The sequence below is a fragment of the Arthrobacter sp. BK1 genome (assembly GCF_056680055.1).
Map to the genome: position 1 here is coordinate 3,308,954 of NZ_CM155263.1, position 17,087 is coordinate 3,326,040.

A 17,087-nucleotide genomic window follows, 5' to 3' on the forward strand; every position below is an offset into this window, starting at 1 on the left:
ACCTCGGTTCTTACCTCCATTGCACGCCGCGCAATCGTGCAGAGGCCTATGACATTTCTTGCAATTCATAGCTGGCTCCCAATTTAGAGGCAGGCATTGATGCCACCCTTGCCGATATTCGGCCACAATTGCACTTCTGGCAAGGCTTTTATGGATCACACTCCCAGCCTTGATGAAATCTTGAGGTTTGGGGTTTGCTGCGCGTAATAATCAAGTTTCAATGACGCAATATGGAACATTTCTTGCATGAATCAGATCCCCGTGTGATCTGATGTGCCTACGCCTGCGATGGGACAGGTACGGCGTGGAAAAGTTGATTTGGGGGCTTCCGTGACCACGGTTTGGGCAGTTTTAGTGCGACTCGCAGGTAGCGGCAGCAACCAATGATGGGTGAAATAGCCAGCGCTGCCGGAGTTTTTGTATTCATGGTGGGCCTCTACTTATACATCCTTCGTGGGACCACGTTATTTAAGCGCCGCAAAGCCACTAAGGGTTTGCCCTACCGTATTTTTGACAACCTTGCAGACGCGCGCAGCGGCCGGGAGTTCATCTCAGGCTTCCTGGCCGTGCTTTGTCTGGCATCCCTGACCTCTGAAACGGGCGCATCCATGTCAGCGCCAGCCGGCGCGGCGGTCGCCATTGTCGTTTTCGTTTGCCGCGTCGTTCCGCGAACCGTGGCGGTGGTGAAAATTCCGGTGCACTTCATGTATTCCGCCCTTGGAATCCTGGGTGCAGTGGCCGCTGCCAAAGACTATCTATTTCCGGGGGACCAAGGAGCCAGCGGAAGCCTCTTGTTGCGCTGGATTCTCTTGGCATTGGTCTGGGCTTTCACCACACTCGGAACTTTCGCAGGCTTCGCGACTGGAGAGGTTGACTGGAAAGTGGGTCTCCTCCTGTTTGCATCGACCGAACTCGTGATCTATATGACCGTCCCGCTTGAGAGCCAACTGAACAACCCGGGAATCTTCGTGGGTGTTCTGCTCGCGGCCATCTTCGTCGGGGTAGTCGGCACTATGGTCCGCTTCCGTGACTGGGTGGAACTCGCTGCGGCGTTGGCGATGACCCTGGGCTCTTTTGCACTCACGTCAGCGGAGCAAGGAGTCACGACACGTGAGGGGATATTTGAGATGACGGGTCCCATGATCACGATGCTTCTGACCTTCATCGCCGTCTATGCAGTGTTGCGTGCCGTGTCGGCGCGGTTTCAGAAGACCCCGATGATAGGGAAAAGATCATGACTGTTTCCGGCTTCTCTCAGAACAAACGCCGCGTGCTTGGTGCCGGCGCCGACGTCTTCAAAGTGGGCCAAAACGACCAGCAGCGAATGGCGCCCTACGTCAGTGAGGCGTATGTGATCGGGAACAGGAAGAAACCCCGTTCCAAAGCACTCCTTGAGGCCGTTCAATCCCTTGACACCACCACTGACGCTGCGGCCAGGAGCGATCTTCTCAACCAGATCGCCGCCGACTATGCGGAACGAAACGGTGGACTTCTTCTTGGGCTCTTCGCCAAATGCCACCTCGGTCCGCCATTCGTCGATCACCGTCTCTCACTGGGAGAAACCATTCTTGAGCATTACCGCCGTGAAGATATGGTTCCTGAACCGTTCTCCGGTGCACGAAGTCTTGCCCAGTCAGCCATGTATATCTTCATAGAGGTCTACTCTGACGGGAAAATTGTTCCGGTTCGCCCGGACGGAACCTGCGTCATCTAACGGTTTGACCAATCTAATGGAGGGGATGTTGAGTGAGCCAGAATTTGCACGTTGACTTGCGGCCAGCGATCAACGCTATCGAAAATGTAGGAGCGGTACTTCAACGGGAGTTGAATTCACTCCAAGGGGACGTGGGGTTGGTCCGCCGGGACCTCCAACTGTCCACGGACGAGTTGATAAAGCTCCGCAACGATTTCGATGCTTATGTGAAGACCTCCGAACGCCGGGCCAATGTACTCCAGTCGGAGACTAAGGTAGGCGCCCTGAAAGGGGAACTGGACCGGCAGTTTGGCCACTACGCCACCGTCCGACGGACTTCCATTGGCATGTTGCAGGCGTTCGACGTAGGAAACGTATCCAATAGCACTGTGGCCCAGATCAGCGAAGAACTGATGATCCAAAGCCCCAGGTACTGGCTCGCACCGGCTCTTGTTGCCCTGGCGGGCTGGTCCCGGGATGACACGGACATCGTGGACACCTCAGTGAGGGAAGCATTCGCCAGGGACAAGAACAAGACCAGCCTCTTTTTCTCGCTGGTGCTGCGCCGGCAGGGGCGGATGGATGCATCCGTCCGATGGCTGCGCCATTATTTGCTGTCTTTGGATCCCACAGGCCTTACTCGAGAGTTTGCGGTTGTTCTCGAGTCCAGCGCCCAAGGGGCATTTGGCCTGGACGGGCAGAACGTGGTCGCCGAGCAGTTGTCTGACTGGAATGAGACGCTCAGGTCGCGGAAAGATATCGTCGATGCCCAGGTGGCCAAGTGGAATGCAGAAGTCGCTGTGCATGCCCAGGTATTGGATAGCAGCCACTACGCGGAGTTGGCTGCGCTGTCACCGGACTGGGGTCACGTAAAGAACCAGCTTGAGGCCTCCTCCGCGTTGCCCCTCGTGATCGAGAAGTACTCCGAAATCAAGGCGTTCGAAGCTCCACGCTCAAGCACCGTTGAAGATCTGCTGGATGACATCCTGGAGCAGCTTGTTACCGAGTTTGACGAAGAAGAACTTCCGCTCCGGCGGCAGGTGGCCTACCACGATGCCGTCATTGATGAGAACGGCGATCTGGACAGGGCGCGCGCCCAGTCAGACATAGTTCTTGAAGCCCTGGAGTCCACGATTGACGCTGTCTCGTTGCAGACATCCACGGCCATTACGCCCGAAAACCTCGGAGTCAGCCAGCAGACGCAGCGTGTGGCCATTGGAACGGGACGCGAGGATTTCCTGGCTGCCGTGGGCATCTACACGAGGGAATACCGGAGCCGATACGTCGATCAGGTCACCATTGAACTCGGTCCTCAGCATTCCAATTTCGCGTCCAGCCTGGGGTTCCCCGGATGGTCGGCAAGAACCGATGATTCTGAGGCGTCAGCCCTTGCGAAACTAGAGGCAACCTGGGCCCAGACCATTGCGGGGCGCATTGCGGACGCTTCGTTCAAAACGTCCTATTACATCAAGCCCGGACTGATTGCGCTGGCGGCAGTGATCGTTTGCTTCTTCATCAATCCCGTGCTGGGAATTGTTGCCCTGCTCGGGGGAGCGGCTGCGGTCTACTTCCTGGGCGAGAGCGCAAAGAAGAAGGCCAACGCCGATGTCGACCGGCTTCGCCAGACCGGGAAGGCAGCCCTGGAGAATTCGCAGTCGATGTTCAGGGACGCAGCGGCCCAGTTCATCGATGCAAAACTTACTTTCCACGAACTGGATGGTCACGAGGGTCAGCTGATCCAGCTGATTGAAACGTGGCCTGCTGGAACCGACAAGAGGAGCGTGCAGTAATGACCGAGCAGACAGAAGCCATGGAACAAGAGGTTTCAGTGACGCCGCCTCTTCCTGAATCGGCACCTCATTCCAGCTCAAGCCAGGAAACAATGGCGGTTGGCCAAATTATCTCCCGGGCAAGATCCACCAGCAGATTTCTTCCCGCGGCCATCTCCCCTTCGGATTCTGCTGTGGTGGTGGGCCGCGGATTCTTGAGGTCAAAAGCCGTTCCGCAGAAGCAACAGCTTTCGCGGGAACGGAAAATTGCTGGCGACCTGCCCACTTGGGATCCGATGCCGCCGGGCGAAATCTCCGTGCGGCGCCGTGCGCGGGACTAGCGTCCTCCATGCCGGACACGGCAAGTCCCGGAGGACACGGTGTCTACGAGACGTGGGTGCTCACGCTTCGACAGTGGCAGAAGGATCCTCTGACGCCCCTTGACCAGCTCCCTCAGCTGGACGAGGCGGATTTCAGTCCAAGCACTTGGGCACGATTGCTGTCCCACGTGGACGCTGCAATCACACAGGTGATGACGGACTGGCAGGCGTCGCTTTCCAAGGCGGTTGAGACGGCGCGGTCCGATCACGACCTGGGCCGCGACTTGGTGCAGCTCAGGAGGGTTCTGGCCCGCCGGGTTCAACTAGCTCGACACGTCAGTTTGCCCCCTCGGGTAAGGGATGCCCTTTCCGCGGATGCAAAAGCCTCTATTCTCAGGTTGCAGGCCGATCTGGAGAAGAATGTGTCAAAGTCTGCGGCGGTCGGGAGAGTTGACCCGGCCGCCGCTGACCGGCTGCTCGGCATCGTGCGTACAAACTCACTGGTACACGTCTTGACGCTTGAGACTGTTCAGGATGGCTCTGCCGCCGCACCTGTTCCGCTCCAGGCACAACCTCTGCCGGAAGTTTCGAGGGCGACTGCCTCGCCGGAGGGTGCACAGGCACCCGCTGCCGGCAAAAGGCGCCAAGTGCGGCTCTTCGACAACACCACGAATCTCGATCACTAAGGAAAACGGTTATGCCTGACATGCTCGGCACTAGCGATGTAGTGCGACGGTATCTCAACGCGAGAGTGCCACTGGTTGTGATTACGTCAATAGAACCCAGCCGTGTACTTGAGTTACTGAGGAGGGTGGCGTTCGACTTGAAGGCGATGCCCTTCTATGTGCACTCCCGGACGGAAGGTCTCAGGGAGCTCACCGGTTCGAACGCGGTATCAGATGACTACTCCCTGACGGGCGCCCTCGAACACGCCCGGTCCACGTTCGCGGCCCGCAACAATGCCAACTTCATTTTCACTGATGTCGAGGATCTGGATCAGGAAAGCTCCACTGCACGGCACTTTGCTGAAATGGTTCGACTTGCCGAATCCAGGCAAGGCTCCATAGTCCTGGTGAGTTCAAAGCCTGTCTGGTCGGGCCTTGCCAGGCAAGGGATGAGCGTGGCCCTTGACCTCCCATCGCCACCGGAGATGCTGTTCAGCATTACGGAAATGGTGAACGACCACCGTGGCGTGGTGCAGGTCGACTGGCAGGAGGACGAGATCCGGGCTGCCGCTGAAATACTCTCGGGTGTCACCGAAATGGAAGCAATAAATGTCATCGCGACGATGCTCGCTAAGGGCAAGCTTGAGGTGGCGGACATCTCTGAACTGTCCCAATTCAAGGACCGTATCTTTGGTGAACTGAATGGCATCGAACGGGTAAAGCTGCGAGAGGACTACAAGGTCGGCGGCCTGCGGAACCTGCGGGCGTGGCTGGCTTCGCGGCAGGAACTGATGAAGGCTGATCTGTCGAAGACCCGCCTCCGGCCCCCCAAGGGAGTCCTGCTCGTGGGCGTTCCAGGCTGTGGCAAGTCATTGTCAGCCAAGGCCATCGCTTCAGACTGGCGGCTTCCGCTCTATCGGCTCGACATGTCAGCGATTCTCGGAATGTACGTCGGTCAGTCCGAAAGCAGACTCCGCGAAGCCCTTGAAACGGCTGAACGAGTTGCCCCGTGCGTCCTTTGGATCGATGAGATCGAGAAGGCGCTGGCCACAGGGAGCGGCGACTCAGGGACATCAAAACGACTGATAGGGCAGTTCCTGTTCTGGCTCCAGGAATCGGCATCCAAGGTCTTTCTCGTGGCCACGGCGAATGATGTCACTTCGTTGCCCCCCGAACTGCTGCGCAAAGGACGCTTTGACGAGATGTTTTTTGTTGATTTGCCTGACTCCGCTGATCGGGTCGAAATCATCGAGATGTATTTCTCCAGATACCTGGGACAGGCAGTGCCGGCCGAACTGCTGACTTCGCTCGTGTCTACATCAGAAGGATTCTCTGGTTCAGATATTGATGCCGTCGTTCACGAAATTGCGACGGCGATGTTTACCTCGGGATCCACCTCACTTCCAGACAACAGCAAGATTCTGGACTTCTTCGAGGATGTCATTCCCTACAGCCAAACGAATGCCGAGGACGTTGCGTCCATTCGTGCCTGGGGCCGGGGGCGTGCGATCCCCGCTAGCGTGACGACCGAGGCAGCGCAGTCCGGGTCAGGGCTGCCGAGCCGTCGCGTCATTCTGCTTCCGGAGGCTGCGGGAGCCAGGTAGGTCCCGACTCTGAACAAATCTTATGGAGGCAAAAACAGCCCCCGGCCTGCTGGCCGGGGGCTGTTTTTTGGTTCTGCGGAGTATCAGTTATTCACGATACGGACCGGACCCGCAAGGGTGTCGCAGACTGTCACGTCGTTCCCTGACGCGTCCACGGCCTCGCCTAGAACGGCGAGTGATCCGACGTCCGCGACATCGCAGAGGGTGGCGGCGACGGCGGCCGCAATGTTGGCGTCAACGGCATCCTTGACGATGACATCGCCAACGGTGACGTTTACCAGACCATCATTGATGGTGGTGTTTTCCTTGGCCTGCGAAGGTCCTGCTACGGCGCCAACCAGGAAAAGAGTTCCGGCGGCTGCTGCGGTGGCTTTTTTGAGAAATGACATAGTTTTGCTCCCTTATTTTGGGCCCAATACAGGGTCCTCGATTGGTTGCTTCTTATGAGACCGTGAAATACGGCGGTGAAATTCGGCCAGCTCGCGGTTGCGGCAATTGGTGGTCAATGACCCCAGATTCTTCCAACCACTATCAAGTTATGTTGTTCGCTGAGCGCCGATCACCCATGAAACACTAATGCTAAGTATGCTTACGGTCAAATGCGGCTGCTAGGTGGAGGCTATTTGGAGGCCAACGAGAGGGCCTCGGTGTCCGCCCCGGGGAGGGTGATTGCTGCGGTGGTTCCCTCACCCGTGCTGCTGGTCAGGGTGATGTTTCCCCTGTGGTTTTCGATGATGGACTTGGTGATGGCCAGTCCCAGACCGGCGCCGGGAATGGCGGAGGAATGTGAGCCGGCGGCCCGGAAAAATCGGGTGAATGCCTGGGCCAGTTCTTCCTCGGTCATTCCGGTTCCGGTGTCGGTGACTTCGCAACTGAGCTGGTTTCCCGTGGTGCTGACCCGTACGGTGATGGTGCCGCCTTTGGGAGTGTATTTGACGGCATTCGAGATCAGGTTGTCTATGGCTTGGCCGATGCGGTCCGGGTCGAGCCGTCCGGTGGTTTGACCCTCTGTTTCCAGCGACAGGATGATGCCACCGGCCTTGGCTTTGGGCTGGGCGGCTTCGACGCTGTTGGCCGCCACTTCGGCAAGGTCGGCCGGACGGGGATCGACGGTTAAGGCACCGGAGGCGATGGTGAGCAGATCTCCGACCAGGTTCAGCAGGCGTTCGGCGTTGCGTTTGGCTACGGTCAGGTAGTGGTCCATGTCCGGGTCCAAAGGTTTTTCGTCCAGCGCCAGGGCAAGGTATCCCAGGATCGACGTCAGAGGGGTGCGCAATTCGTGGGAGACACTGGCGACGAACTGGTCTTTCGCGGACAGCGCTTCCACCAGCGCGGTGACGTCGGTGAAAGCGAGAACTGCGCCGGCGTGCTCGCCGTCGGAATTCGTTATGAGCCTGCAGGTTGCCGAGTAGGCCCGTTGCCTGCTTCCGGTTCCCATCCAGATCAGTTCGTCGGTGAAGGCCTCGCCTCTGGCTGCCCGGGTCCGGGGGTGCCGCTCGGGCGGGAGGGGATGCTCCCGGTCGGTGCCGTAAACGGGAATGCGGTCCGAGTCTGCATCAGGTGGATCGCTGAGGGGTTCGGCCAGTTGGCTGCCTTGGTGGTGGTTCGAAAGTATGGTGCGGCCCTGGCCATCGAGTGCGCAGACACCGACGCTGACTGTGTCCAGGACCGTGCCCAGCAGTTGTTCTCGGCTTTCGCTGGCAGTCAGGAGCTTCCGGACCTCAACTGCCCGGTCCTCAAGCAGCCGCCGCTGACTGGAGATCGCGTTGGCAACCCCGTGGGTTGTGAGTGCGATTGCGCCGAGAATGACCGGCAGGAGCACAATCCTGATGAAGGAGGCGCTGGTGAAGCCGGTGCCGAGGATTACCGGGGGTAGAACGGCGCCCAGGATAGTGGCGAGGACGGCGAGGACTACGCCGCTGGGGTGCCTGCCCACAGAGAGCCAAACGACCGGGAAGACCAGCAGGAAGCCCAGCACGGCGAGGTATTGGTCCCCTGCTTCGCGGGACAGGCCGATGGCCAAGCAGTCCAGCACCGGGATGATCAGTACGGCCGGCCTGGGCAGCCGTTCCCATGGAACGATCGCGCAGGCGGCGAGCAGGACGAGATGGGCTGCCAGGCTGTAGAGGAACGGTCCGGACCACTTGAGCTCGGGGTGCAAGACCATGGCAAGGACGGTAACCAGGAGCATCGTCAGGGACAGCGGAAGCTGGAACATCACAGTCCGCCCGCGATGCCCCAGCGTGCGGAAGTACCTTTCAACCGGTTCGAAAAACAAGATGTCCCCCATCACTGCCCGAATTCTGGCCTTAATCAGGAAGCCTACTGCCATTCGTGGGCCCAGGGCAGGGGATCCGGGCGTCCACACCTGTCAGCTGTCCCCCTGAGTCACAAAGCGCGTGACTTGAGCAAATCTTGAGGATGCATTTCATAGCATCGCGGTATGGGTAGATATGGGGGAACCCGCTCCGCGCGGCAGTCCAGAGGCGAGCTCCGCCGTCGGCGAATGCAGTCAATGTCCTATGTACTGCTGGTGGTGCTTGGAGTGGCCACCGCAGCCGTCGTTGTGGCCGCGCTCAGCCGTTAGCCGTGCCTTTCGGGTTCCTCTTCACCTTTCCCTTACATGCTCCTAACCTTGTTGCTACGGGTAGACGAAATGCCGCCCGCTCCAGCCAATTTGATGCACTGGAAGGCCTGGCGATGTGTCCCGCAGCGGTTCAAGGGCACTGTTGGGATTCGGCCGGGCTGGAGAGGAGAATGTGATGGAAACTCATGCGGAACCAAGGGCATTCTGGGGGAGGATCGGCGCGGTTGCGCTTCCCCTCGGCGTGATCCTGCTCGTGGCTGCCACGGCGGTGCACCCGTCCCGGGAGGACGTGATGAACCATACCGCGGTCTTCAGGGAGTATGCGCAGAGCGAGGGCTGGATAGCCATCCACTTCACCCAATGGGTGGCCGCGCTGGTGTTCTTTGGCGGACTCGTGGCCCTGTATTTCGCCATGACTGAAAAGCGGGAAGGCTCCACTGCGCTTGCACGCTTCGGCCTGGCAGCCGTGGTGCTCACTGCGGCGGCCATCACCATGCTCCAGGCGGTAGACGGCATTGCACTCAAGTGGGCGGTGGATGCCTGGGCGGGCGCCCCCGCTGACCAGGAGCCCGCAGCCCTGTCGGCCGCCATGGGCTTGAGGTGGTCCGAGTACGCACTGCAAAGCTACTCCAACATCCTGCTCGGGCTGACGCTCATCTTCTTCGGCCTGGCCATCGCCTACGGCCACGCCTATGCCCGCTGGCCGGGATGGCTGGCTGCCGCCTCAGGGATCGCCTGGATCATTCACGGTCTGATGGTTTCCTATGTTGGCCTGTTCGACTCTGCGCCGCGGCTGGTGGCCCTGGTGTTCCTGGCCGCGTGGGCTTTTGTCATGGCTGTTCAACTGTGGCCCAGGGGCCGCGGACACGCCACCCGTGCCGCATCGCCAACCGGTCCTGCCACCGCATAGGTTGGCGTGACAGCACCGCTGCAATCAGGGTGGTGAGCCCACACCACGTAGCTGGCTGCAGGATGCGCCGCCGATTCGGCTCCGCTGGCGCTGTAGCTACGGGGCTCGGATCCCGTCCGGATCTACGACCCACCAGAGCCCCCGTGAGTCGAGACGTCGTGGTGGCCGGTTCTCGCGCGTGCTCCTATCGGCAGGAGCGGGCGCCCCGTGCATCCAGCTGGCTGTCTTGAAAGGCTGGGGTTTCGAGACCCTGGGGCTATGAGACGCCCAACGTGGGTTCAGAGCTAGGAGTCGGCGCCCCCGGGCGTGGAAAAAGGTAGCGCCAAACCAAAGACAGGTACCGGCTACTGGTGACCGTAGGTTTGCCTGATCTATAAGCTCCGGATTGAGCCGCAAACCGCACGAACGCGGCACACTCACAAACATCGCTTTCCACACGCAGGAGGACCTGATGCGGTTCCTAGCAAGATTGTCCCGGCGGAAGACGGGGCAACGTTCCGCCCCGGGCATAAAACACCCTGCGGCCGGCACACGCCGGTTCCTCCGGGGTACACCCACTTCCCCCTGGTTCCGGCGGCGTGCGGCCATCATCAGCCCGATCCTGGCGGTGCTCATGCTGGCCGGCAATATCCCGGCAACTGCCGCGGGCGCGGTGACCTCCACGATCCCGGTGGGATCAGACCCGCGGGGTGTTGCGGTCACACCGGACGGGTCCACAGCCTACATAGCCAACATGGCTTCCAACACGGTGTCGGTCATCACTGTGGCATCGGGCACCGTGACCTCTACGATCCCGGTCGGGTCTGCCCCGCGGGGTGTAGCGTTCACCCCGGACGGGTCCACAGCCTACGTCACCAACTGGGATTCCAACACAGTGTCGGTCATCACTGTGGCGTCGGGAACGGTGACCTCCACGATCCCGGTCGGGTCTTCCCCGTTAGGTGTCGCGGTAGCCCCGGACGGGTCGACAGCCTACGTCACCAACCCCGGTTCCAACATGGTGTCAGTCATCGCTGTGGCGTCAAGCACGGTGACCTCCACGGTCCCGGTCGGGTCGGCTCCGGTCGGTGTTGCGTTCACCCCGGACGGGTCCACAGCCTACGTCACCAATAACGGCTCCGACACGGTGTCAGTCATTGCTGTGGCGTCGGGAACGGTGACTTCCACGATCCCGGTCGGGTCGGGTTCGTGGGGTGTTGCGGTCACCCCGGACGGGTCCACAGCCTACGTCACCAACTTCTCTGCCGGCACGGTGTCGGTCATCACTGTGGCGACAGGAACGGTGACCTCCACGATCCCGGCCGGGACGAACCCGAACGCTGTGGCGTTCACCCCGGACGGGTCGACAGCCTATGTCACCAACACCTACTACGGCACGGTGTCGGTCATCGCTGTGGCGACGGGCGCGGTGACCTCCACGATCCCGGTCGGGCCGGACCCCGAAGGTGTTGCGTTCACCCCGGACGGGTCGACAGCCTACGTCACCAACAGTGGCGAGGGGACCGGTTCCAACACGGTGTCTGTCATCGATGTGAACTCGGCACCCCCGGTATTCACCGCGGACACACCACCGACAAACGCAACCACGCGTGCCGCCTACAGCTACACGTTCACAGCCACGGGCGACCCGGCCCCAACCTTCCGCGTGTCCTCCGGTGCACTGCCCGCAGGGCTGAGCCTGGACTCCCGCACGGGGGTCCTTTCCGGCACGCCGATCAAGGCCGGTAAGGCAACGTTTACGGTGACCGCCACCAACGGAGTCAGCCCCGACGCTGTCACTTCACGCATCACGATCACCGTGACCAAGGGCAAGGTCCGCTGAGCATAACGATTATTGGGTCGACGAATCGTTCAAGCATGTCTGACGGGACGCCGATAATGGCAGCTCAACTCCACTCGGTTCGCCTTCCATCGACAACACGTCCGGCCTGGCCCATCGGTGCGGAAGCTTGCGTTCTTTGGCCCGGCCAGTGCCGCCATAGCCACGCGTGATAACTCTAATCAGGCGTACCCGCACCCGAGCCAAAAAGCACTACATGAGGAACGTGTCCGGCTACGCGGACGTATTAGGTATCAGGCAAGTCAACGCGGGGGGTTGACATCATCCCCGCCCGACCAGAAACTCTAGTGAATGCTTCAAGCTACGGTGCAGTTAGCCATGAGCCGAGGGGTTCAATGTTCAACAACGGCGCATATGACTACGTAATTGCCGGGGGCGGCAGCGGCGGCTGTGTCTTGGCCGGCAGGCTCAGTGAAGACCCCACGGTGAGCGTCCTCCTGCTGGAGGCGGGCGGAACCGACCGCAATTTGTTTATCCACATGCCCGCCGGCTTTCCGAAACTTAGTACCGGGCCGCATCAGTGGGGCTATTCCAGCATTCCGCAGAAGCACGGCAACGGCCGTCGTATTCCGATCCGCCAGGGCCGTGTGCTCGGCGGCGGCGGATCCATCAACTCCCAGGTTTTTACTCGTGGCGTGGCCGAGGACTATGACGGGTGGGTCGCGGACTACGGATGCGAAGGTTGGTCCGCCGACGAGGTGGGCAAGTACTTCGTACGCTCAGAGTCGAACAGCCGGCTTTCGGCACCCCACCACGGAGCCCAGGGGCCGCTCGGAGTATCTGACCTTGTACATCCGCACAAGCTCTCGGCGGCCTTCGTGCTAGCGGGCCAAGAGTTCGGGTTGCCCTACAACAGTGACTTCAATGGTGCCAAGCAGTACGGCGTCGGCTTTTACCAGACGACCACGAAGAACGGCCGCCGCTGCAGCGCGGCCGACGCTTATCTGAAACCCGCGCGCAAGCGGCGTAACCTCACGGTCCGCACTAACGTGATCGTCTCGAAAGTAGTTATCAAGAACGGCCGGGCTGTCGGGATTCAGGCGCTCGAAGGCGGCAGCGCACGAACGTACAGCGCCAAGCGGGAAGTGCTCGTCGCGAGCGGCGCCTTCGGTTCGCCCAAACTGCTGCAGCTTTCGGGTATCGGTAACCCGGCGGACCTCGCCGCCGCCGGCATCGGCACCATACGTCCCCTGCCCGGTGTGGGTAAGAACCTGCAGGACCACTGCGCTGTGGACGTCATTTTCGAACTCACCGACGACTACCACAGCCTGGACCGGCTCAACCGGGTGGGCCCAGCGTCCGTTATGGCCGGTCTCGAGTACCTCGCCCTCCATTCCGGACCGTTCGCCTCAACCGTCGTCGAGGCAGGCGGATTCAGTTATGGGAACAAGGACGAGAAGACGCCGGACCTGCAGTTCCACTTCCTGCCGGCGGCGCGGGCGGAGGTAGGCTGCCCAGACCTGCGGCCCGGATTCGGTGCAACGTTGAACTCGTACTTCGTGCGGCCCCGGAGCCGGGGAACAGTCCGTGTGGCGTCCTTGGACCCGGCAAAAGCACCGCTCATCGATCCAAACTACCTGGCCGATGACTACGACGTCGAAATGGCCATCGCCGGCGTGCAGCAGAGCCGGCAGATTATGGAGCAGCCGTCGATGGCTCAGTTCATTCGAACGGAGCGCATGGGCGACGGTACCCCGGTTAAAACCCGCGACGAGTACGTGAATTTCGTGCGCTCCTACGGACGCACTTCGTACCATCCGGTCGGCACCTGCGCCATGGGAACCACAGAGGATTCGGTCGTCTCGCCGCGGTTGAAGGTCCATGGGCTTGAGGGATTACGCGTCGTTGACTCCTCGATCATGCCGCGTCTGGTCAGTTCGAACACGCAGGCTCCCACGATCATGATCGCGGAAAAGGCCGCCGATATGATCCTCGAGGACGCACTTTTTACGACATCAAGGGCGATGGCCCGCTGAAAGGCGGCAGGAATCTAGGAGCTTCGGTTCAGGATGACTCCGGGTCGGCCAGCTCGGCAAGTTCCAGCCTGGTGGACTGCAGGGTGCTGATCAGCAGCGCACCGGCCACACTGAACAACGTCAAGACCTCCGGGGAGCTGAGCTGATACTGGATCTGGCCATCAGTTCGCGAGGAAGTAATCAGCCGCTGACTGCGCAGGACACTGAGGTGCTGGGACAGATTTGACGCTTCCAGGCCGGTTGCCCGGCGCAGCTCGCTCACAGGGACGGGACCATCGGCCAGCAACTCCACTACCCGGATCCGCGCGGGATGCCCGAGGGACCTGAACAGGTCTGACTTCGCTTCTGGCAACGCAGGCACGCCGGATACCTCTCGTCTCTGTGGCTGGGCCAAATGGCTGTAGCCGGTCCACCTTTTGGTCAGCGGGACAGACTTGTCTGTCCCGCTGAAACAGCATACGCCTGCGCGCGACCTTTACCGAAGCTTTTTGCAGCTTCACCGGCCCGGACCACCTCCCAGCACTTGCGGGGAACCGGGAGGTGGGTCAGACTCTTTAGCAGTTGATGAATTTATAAATTGCGAATTTCGCGACCAGACCAGCGGTGAAGAGACGCAAAGGCGCGTCTATGGCATCCCCGCGGCAACGACGCCGCGGGGACGCCCCGCCTACCGGGAGGACAGCAATGGCCGGCACGTTTGAACTTTTTATTGATGCGGAATCCCTTTACAGGTTCCGGGTAACAGCGCCCGATGGGACCGTCATGGCCGTTTCCACATCCTTTCGCAACAAAGCTGCAGCAGTTGCCGGCATCGCCGCAGTGCGGGAGTACGCCGGCATGGGGCTGATTTCCGATCTCACCTCAGCCGGCCGCGAACACGCACCAGGAGCACATCGCGCCCCCACGGCGGAGGCCCATGGAATCCGGCGTATGTCTGCAGCCGAGATCCACTCACGCCCGGCAATGTCACATCCGGCGTGACTTGATCAGACCCCGCCGTTGTGGTGCCACGGCAGCGCACCCGGAATTCGGGGAAACACGAAAGCGCGATGCACGGCGCGGCCCAGGACGCCGCGCCGTACCTGTGACGTGATTTGTCACTCAGTGTGACTTCCGGCTACCGTGGCTGGTGATCACATGGGGGATCACTGCTATCAACGGAGACTGCTGTGGCTCTCGTCGACTATGCCCTGGCGCTGTGCGCGCTGCTAGGCACCCTGCTCATTCCCTTTGCCGCCATGTACCAGGTGCTGCGGCTCAAGCGGAGAGCAGTCCGGGTGCCCGCCACAAGGAGTAACTGCATCTGACATGCCCTACGTAGACATCAACCCCCATAAGGGCCGTCCCAAATGGCAGGCCTACGCCGTCCTCGCGGTCCTGCTCATCCTCACCGCCGGCGTTGTAGTGGCGGCCCTCACCCGGGTCTGACCTTGCGTTTCTGCCCCAGCGCCTAGACTTGCAGTTCAGTAAGTGCCGCAGAACCTTTGCCGACGTCCGGGGGGACAGACATGCCAGATCCGGCGGATAAGAACGCACGCGCCATTGCAGAGAACGCAGGGCAACCGCCGGCGGGCCGCCGACGCCGCGACCTCCGTCGCGCCGACGCGCCGCTGCCGGATGCCCGGACAGGAACCATGCCAGCCGTAACTCCCGAACTTTCCGAAACGCCCGACGCCGGCACACCGGTTCCGCGCCGCAGCTCCTGGGCTGAGGCGGCAGCCGCCGCCGATCAGGCCACTACCCCGGCTTCCGTTCCCGCCCCCACCCGCCGCCCGGCCAGGCCGCCGGTCACCGCCCAGCCGCAGATCACCGGCGTTCCCACGGCGGACCCGGCCACCTCGGAAACCGCCACCGGCGCCGTGGAAGCCACGCCGCCGTCGTTGTCCGCTACAGAGGAAGCGCCCGCGTTCCGGCGGGTCCGCCCCACAGCGGCGGACGTCATCGCCGACAGCCCCATGCCCGACTTCATCAGCTCGCCGGGCCTGTTCGTCAAAGAGCAGAAGCCACGGCCGGTGGGCGGGGTCCGCGGTGCCGTCTATTCCATGACGGGCGGGGCCTGGAACATGGGCCCCGGCGCCAAGCAGCGCGATGAGGACGAACTGGCCAAACGCATCGCCCGCCAGCTGCAGGGCAGCTACAACACCGCGGTGCTGAGCCTCAAAGGCGGCATCGGCAAGACCTCCACCACGGTGGGTGTGGGCCTGACCCTGGCCGAATTCCGCGGCGACGCGCCCTGCGCCATCGACGCGAACCCGGACTCCGGCGACCTCGTGGAACGCGCACTGGGCGAGGGGATCTACCAGCAGTCCAGCCCGCGCACCATCACGGACCTGCTCAACAACATCGAATCCATCGACTCGCTCACGGCGCTGGCCCGCTACATGCACCACGCCGGCCGGCTGCACCTGATCGCGGGGGAGCAGGACCCGGAGGTCTCGGACTCGCTCACCGCCGCCGAGTACCTGCGGATCCGCAAGCTGATCTCCAACTACTACTCCGTGGCCCTGACCGACTGCGGCACCGGAGTGACCCACAACGCCATGAGCGGGATCCTGCAGTCCGCGGACAACCTGGTGATCGCCGCCGGCTACGCGGTTTCAGGGGCAAAACGCGCCCGCAGCACCCTCCACTGGTTGGCCAGCCACGGCTACGAGGACCTGGCCCGGAACGCCATTGTGGTCATCACGGACAAGGACGAGGTCTCCTCCCGCGTGGACAAGGACGCCATCGAGGAGCACCTGGCCGGGATCTGCCGCCAGCTCATCGCCGTCCCGCACGACCGCGGGGTGGCCGACGGCGACCTGGTCACCCTCGACGTACTCAGGCCCGAGACCCGGCGGGCGTACAAGGAAATTGCTGCGGCGATCGTGGACGGGTACCGGTAGGGCCCCTTCCTGCTTTCTTCCTGCAACGCGGGGTCACTTATCGCCCCTCCGGAGCCGTTTATTGGGCCGGGAGTGACCCCGCGTTGCTCTTCTAGTTGGCGGTGGCATCCAGCCACTGCGCGAAGGTCTGGCGCCCGACGGCGGCACCCGGTTCCGGGATCAGGTCACCGCTGCGCATCGCTTTCCCCATGGGCCCCGGGAGCGGGACCTGCACGATGAGTTTCTTCTTCCCCGTCTTTCGGAGGTAGGCGCGGACCAGGTCCGCGAGCCTCTCCTTGCCGGGGCCGCCCAGATCGGGGAGGCGTCCCTTCGGTCCTGCCTCCGCCGCATCCACCAGCGCCTCGGCCACTTCAGCTGCCGCCACCGGCTGCATCAGCATCCGCGGCACCAGCGCGAGCGGTCCCGCGGAGGTGTACCCGAGGGTCATCGGAACAAATTCATGGAACTGGGTGGACCGCAGGATGGTCCAGCGCACATCGCCGTGCCGGACGGCTTCCTCCTGCGCCAGCTTCCCGGCGTACAGGCCTGATTTTGCCAGTTGGATGCCCACGATGGAGAGCGCGATATGGTGCTTGGTCCCGGCCTTTTTCTCTGCGGCCAGCAGATTCTGCGTGCTGGTGGTGAAGAAGTCCACGTTTTTCTTGGTGCTCAGTTCCCGGATCCCTGACACGTCAATAACGGTGTCCACGTTGTGCAGGGCTTCGTTCAGGCCCTTTCCGGTGATCAGGTTGACGCCCTCCTGGCGCGACAGGCTGACCACTTCGTGGCCCCGTTCACGCGCAACGCGGACCACGTGCCGCCCCACTGTTCCGGTTCCCCCGGCAACTGCAATCTTCAT

17 protein-coding genes are annotated in these 17,087 nt (G+C 61.7%); 13 read left to right on the forward strand and 4 right to left on the reverse strand.

The window, feature by feature from the left end:
• The first annotated feature begins 386 nt into the window (after nt 1-386).
• From AC1MCA_RS15095 to AC1MCA_RS15120, 6 genes are read left to right on the forward strand one after another with little or no spacing between them, the layout of a single operon-like run.
• Entirely contained in the window at nt 387-1,238 is an 852-nt protein-coding gene (locus AC1MCA_RS15095; protein ID WP_479798788.1) for a hypothetical protein, read from the forward strand.
• Nucleotides 1,235-1,714 (forward strand): hypothetical protein, encoded by a 480-nt coding sequence (locus AC1MCA_RS15100; RefSeq protein WP_479798790.1) that lies wholly within the window; start codon nt 1,235-1,237, stop codon nt 1,712-1,714. Before AC1MCA_RS15095 ends, AC1MCA_RS15100 begins: the two co-directional genes overlap by 4 nt.
• Before the next feature lie 32 nt (nt 1,715-1,746).
• Nucleotides 1,747-3,483: a hypothetical protein gene (locus AC1MCA_RS15105; protein ID WP_479798792.1), complete on the forward strand. Its 1,737-nt coding sequence runs from the start codon at nt 1,747-1,749 to the stop codon at nt 3,481-3,483.
• A complete protein-coding gene (locus AC1MCA_RS15110; RefSeq protein WP_479798793.1) occupies nt 3,483-3,803 on the forward strand; it encodes a hypothetical protein in 321 nt (106 codons plus the stop codon). The genes AC1MCA_RS15105 and AC1MCA_RS15110 overlap by 1 nt, the downstream gene beginning before the upstream one ends.
• Nucleotides 3,804-3,811: 8 nt before the next feature.
• The gene (locus AC1MCA_RS15115) at nt 3,812-4,468 is read left to right on the forward strand and encodes a hypothetical protein (RefSeq protein ID WP_479798795.1); all 657 of its coding nucleotides are present in this window, start codon (nt 3,812-3,814) and stop codon (nt 4,466-4,468) included.
• An 11-nt stretch (nt 4,469-4,479) separates the two neighbouring features.
• A complete protein-coding gene (locus AC1MCA_RS15120; protein WP_479798797.1) occupies nt 4,480-6,051 on the forward strand; it encodes an AAA family ATPase in 1,572 nt (523 codons plus the stop codon).
• Between the two features lie 83 nt (nt 6,052-6,134).
• Here AC1MCA_RS15120 and AC1MCA_RS15125 read toward each other — a convergent pair whose 3' ends face one another.
• On the reverse strand, nt 6,135-6,440 hold the full coding sequence (locus AC1MCA_RS15125; RefSeq protein WP_108599205.1) for a hypothetical protein: 306 nt from the start codon (nt 6,438-6,440) through the stop codon (nt 6,135-6,137).
• A 230-nt stretch (nt 6,441-6,670) separates the two neighbouring features.
• The gene (locus tag AC1MCA_RS15130) at nt 6,671-8,341 is read right to left on the reverse strand and encodes a sensor histidine kinase (RefSeq protein ID WP_479798799.1); all 1,671 of its coding nucleotides are present in this window, start codon (nt 8,339-8,341) and stop codon (nt 6,671-6,673) included.
• A 153-nt stretch (nt 8,342-8,494) separates the two neighbouring features.
• On the opposite strand from AC1MCA_RS15130, the gene AC1MCA_RS15135 reads away from it, so the two are divergent.
• The 4 genes from AC1MCA_RS15135 to AC1MCA_RS15150 all read left to right on the forward strand — a co-directional run bounded on the left by AC1MCA_RS15135 (nt 8,495) and on the right by AC1MCA_RS15150 (nt 13,364).
• On the forward strand, nt 8,495-8,638 hold the full coding sequence (locus AC1MCA_RS15135) for a hypothetical protein (protein ID WP_479798801.1): 144 nt from the start codon (nt 8,495-8,497) through the stop codon (nt 8,636-8,638).
• A 175-nt stretch (nt 8,639-8,813) separates the two neighbouring features.
• A complete protein-coding gene (locus AC1MCA_RS15140; protein ID WP_479798803.1) occupies nt 8,814-9,548 on the forward strand; it encodes a hypothetical protein in 735 nt (244 codons plus the stop codon).
• Nucleotides 9,549-9,933: 385 nt separating this feature from the next.
• Nucleotides 9,934-11,370, forward strand: a complete 1,437-nt coding sequence (locus tag AC1MCA_RS15145) for a beta-propeller fold lactonase family protein (protein WP_479798805.1) — start codon at nt 9,934-9,936, stop codon at nt 11,368-11,370.
• Nucleotides 11,371-11,723: 353 nt separating this feature from the next.
• Complete coding sequence (locus AC1MCA_RS15150; RefSeq protein ID WP_479798807.1) at nt 11,724-13,364, forward strand: GMC family oxidoreductase; 1,641 nt, start codon at nt 11,724-11,726, stop codon at nt 13,362-13,364.
• Nucleotides 13,365-13,392: 28 nt separating this feature from the next.
• Here AC1MCA_RS15150 and AC1MCA_RS15155 read toward each other — a convergent pair whose 3' ends face one another.
• Complete coding sequence (locus AC1MCA_RS15155; RefSeq protein ID WP_479798810.1) at nt 13,393-13,725, reverse strand: ArsR/SmtB family transcription factor; 333 nt, start codon at nt 13,723-13,725, stop codon at nt 13,393-13,395.
• Nucleotides 13,726-14,126: 401 nt separating this feature from the next.
• On the opposite strand from AC1MCA_RS15155, the gene AC1MCA_RS15160 reads away from it, so the two are divergent.
• From AC1MCA_RS15160 to AC1MCA_RS15170, 3 genes are all read left to right on the forward strand, one after another.
• The gene (locus AC1MCA_RS15160) at nt 14,127-14,345 is read left to right on the forward strand and encodes a hypothetical protein (protein WP_479798811.1); all 219 of its coding nucleotides are present in this window, start codon (nt 14,127-14,129) and stop codon (nt 14,343-14,345) included.
• 188 nt (nt 14,346-14,533) lie between these two features.
• Complete coding sequence (locus AC1MCA_RS15165) at nt 14,534-14,671, forward strand: hypothetical protein (RefSeq protein ID WP_479798813.1); 138 nt, start codon at nt 14,534-14,536, stop codon at nt 14,669-14,671.
• A gap of 327 nt (nt 14,672-14,998) precedes the next feature.
• Nucleotides 14,999-16,249 (forward strand): MinD/ParA family ATP-binding protein, encoded by a 1,251-nt coding sequence (locus AC1MCA_RS15170; protein ID WP_479798815.1) that lies wholly within the window; start codon nt 14,999-15,001, stop codon nt 16,247-16,249.
• A 91-nt stretch (nt 16,250-16,340) separates the two neighbouring features.
• Here the strand turns inward: AC1MCA_RS15170 and AC1MCA_RS15175 are convergent, their stop codons facing one another.
• Nucleotides 16,341-17,087, reverse strand: coding sequence for an SDR family oxidoreductase (locus AC1MCA_RS15175; RefSeq protein ID WP_479798817.1), 747 nt, complete (start codon nt 17,085-17,087; stop codon nt 16,341-16,343).

What these genes read in the sequence shown, in the direction of transcription:
- AC1MCA_RS15125 (WP_108599205.1), bottom strand. Translation starts at nt 6,440, where the DNA reads ATGTCATTTCTCAAAAAAGCCACCGCAGCAGCCGCCGGAACTCTTTTC.
- AC1MCA_RS15120 (WP_479798797.1), top strand. Translation starts at nt 4,480, where the DNA reads ATGCCTGACATGCTCGGCACTAGCGATGTAGTGCGACGGTATCTCAAC.
- AC1MCA_RS15100 (WP_479798790.1), top strand. Translation starts at nt 1,235, where the DNA reads ATGACTGTTTCCGGCTTCTCTCAGAACAAACGCCGCGTGCTTGGTGCC.
- AC1MCA_RS15135 (WP_479798801.1), top strand. Translation starts at nt 8,495, where the DNA reads ATGGGTAGATATGGGGGAACCCGCTCCGCGCGGCAGTCCAGAGGCGAG.
- AC1MCA_RS15160 (WP_479798811.1), top strand. Translation starts at nt 14,127, where the DNA reads ATGGCCGTTTCCACATCCTTTCGCAACAAAGCTGCAGCAGTTGCCGGC.
- AC1MCA_RS15095 (WP_479798788.1), top strand. Translation starts at nt 387, where the DNA reads ATGGGTGAAATAGCCAGCGCTGCCGGAGTTTTTGTATTCATGGTGGGC.
- AC1MCA_RS15140 (WP_479798803.1), top strand. Translation starts at nt 8,814, where the DNA reads ATGGAAACTCATGCGGAACCAAGGGCATTCTGGGGGAGGATCGGCGCG.
- AC1MCA_RS15150 (WP_479798807.1), top strand. Translation starts at nt 11,724, where the DNA reads ATGTTCAACAACGGCGCATATGACTACGTAATTGCCGGGGGCGGCAGC.
- AC1MCA_RS15130 (WP_479798799.1), bottom strand. Translation starts at nt 8,341, where the DNA reads ATGGGGGACATCTTGTTTTTCGAACCGGTTGAAAGGTACTTCCGCACG.
- AC1MCA_RS15175 (WP_479798817.1), bottom strand. Translation starts at nt 17,087, where the DNA reads ATGAAGATTGCAGTTGCCGGGGGAACCGGAACAGTGGGGCGGCACGTG.
- AC1MCA_RS15170 (WP_479798815.1), top strand. Translation starts at nt 14,999, where the DNA reads ATGCCAGCCGTAACTCCCGAACTTTCCGAAACGCCCGACGCCGGCACA.
- AC1MCA_RS15110 (WP_479798793.1), top strand. Translation starts at nt 3,483, where the DNA reads ATGACCGAGCAGACAGAAGCCATGGAACAAGAGGTTTCAGTGACGCCG.
- AC1MCA_RS15115 (WP_479798795.1), top strand. Translation starts at nt 3,812, where the DNA reads ATGCCGGACACGGCAAGTCCCGGAGGACACGGTGTCTACGAGACGTGG.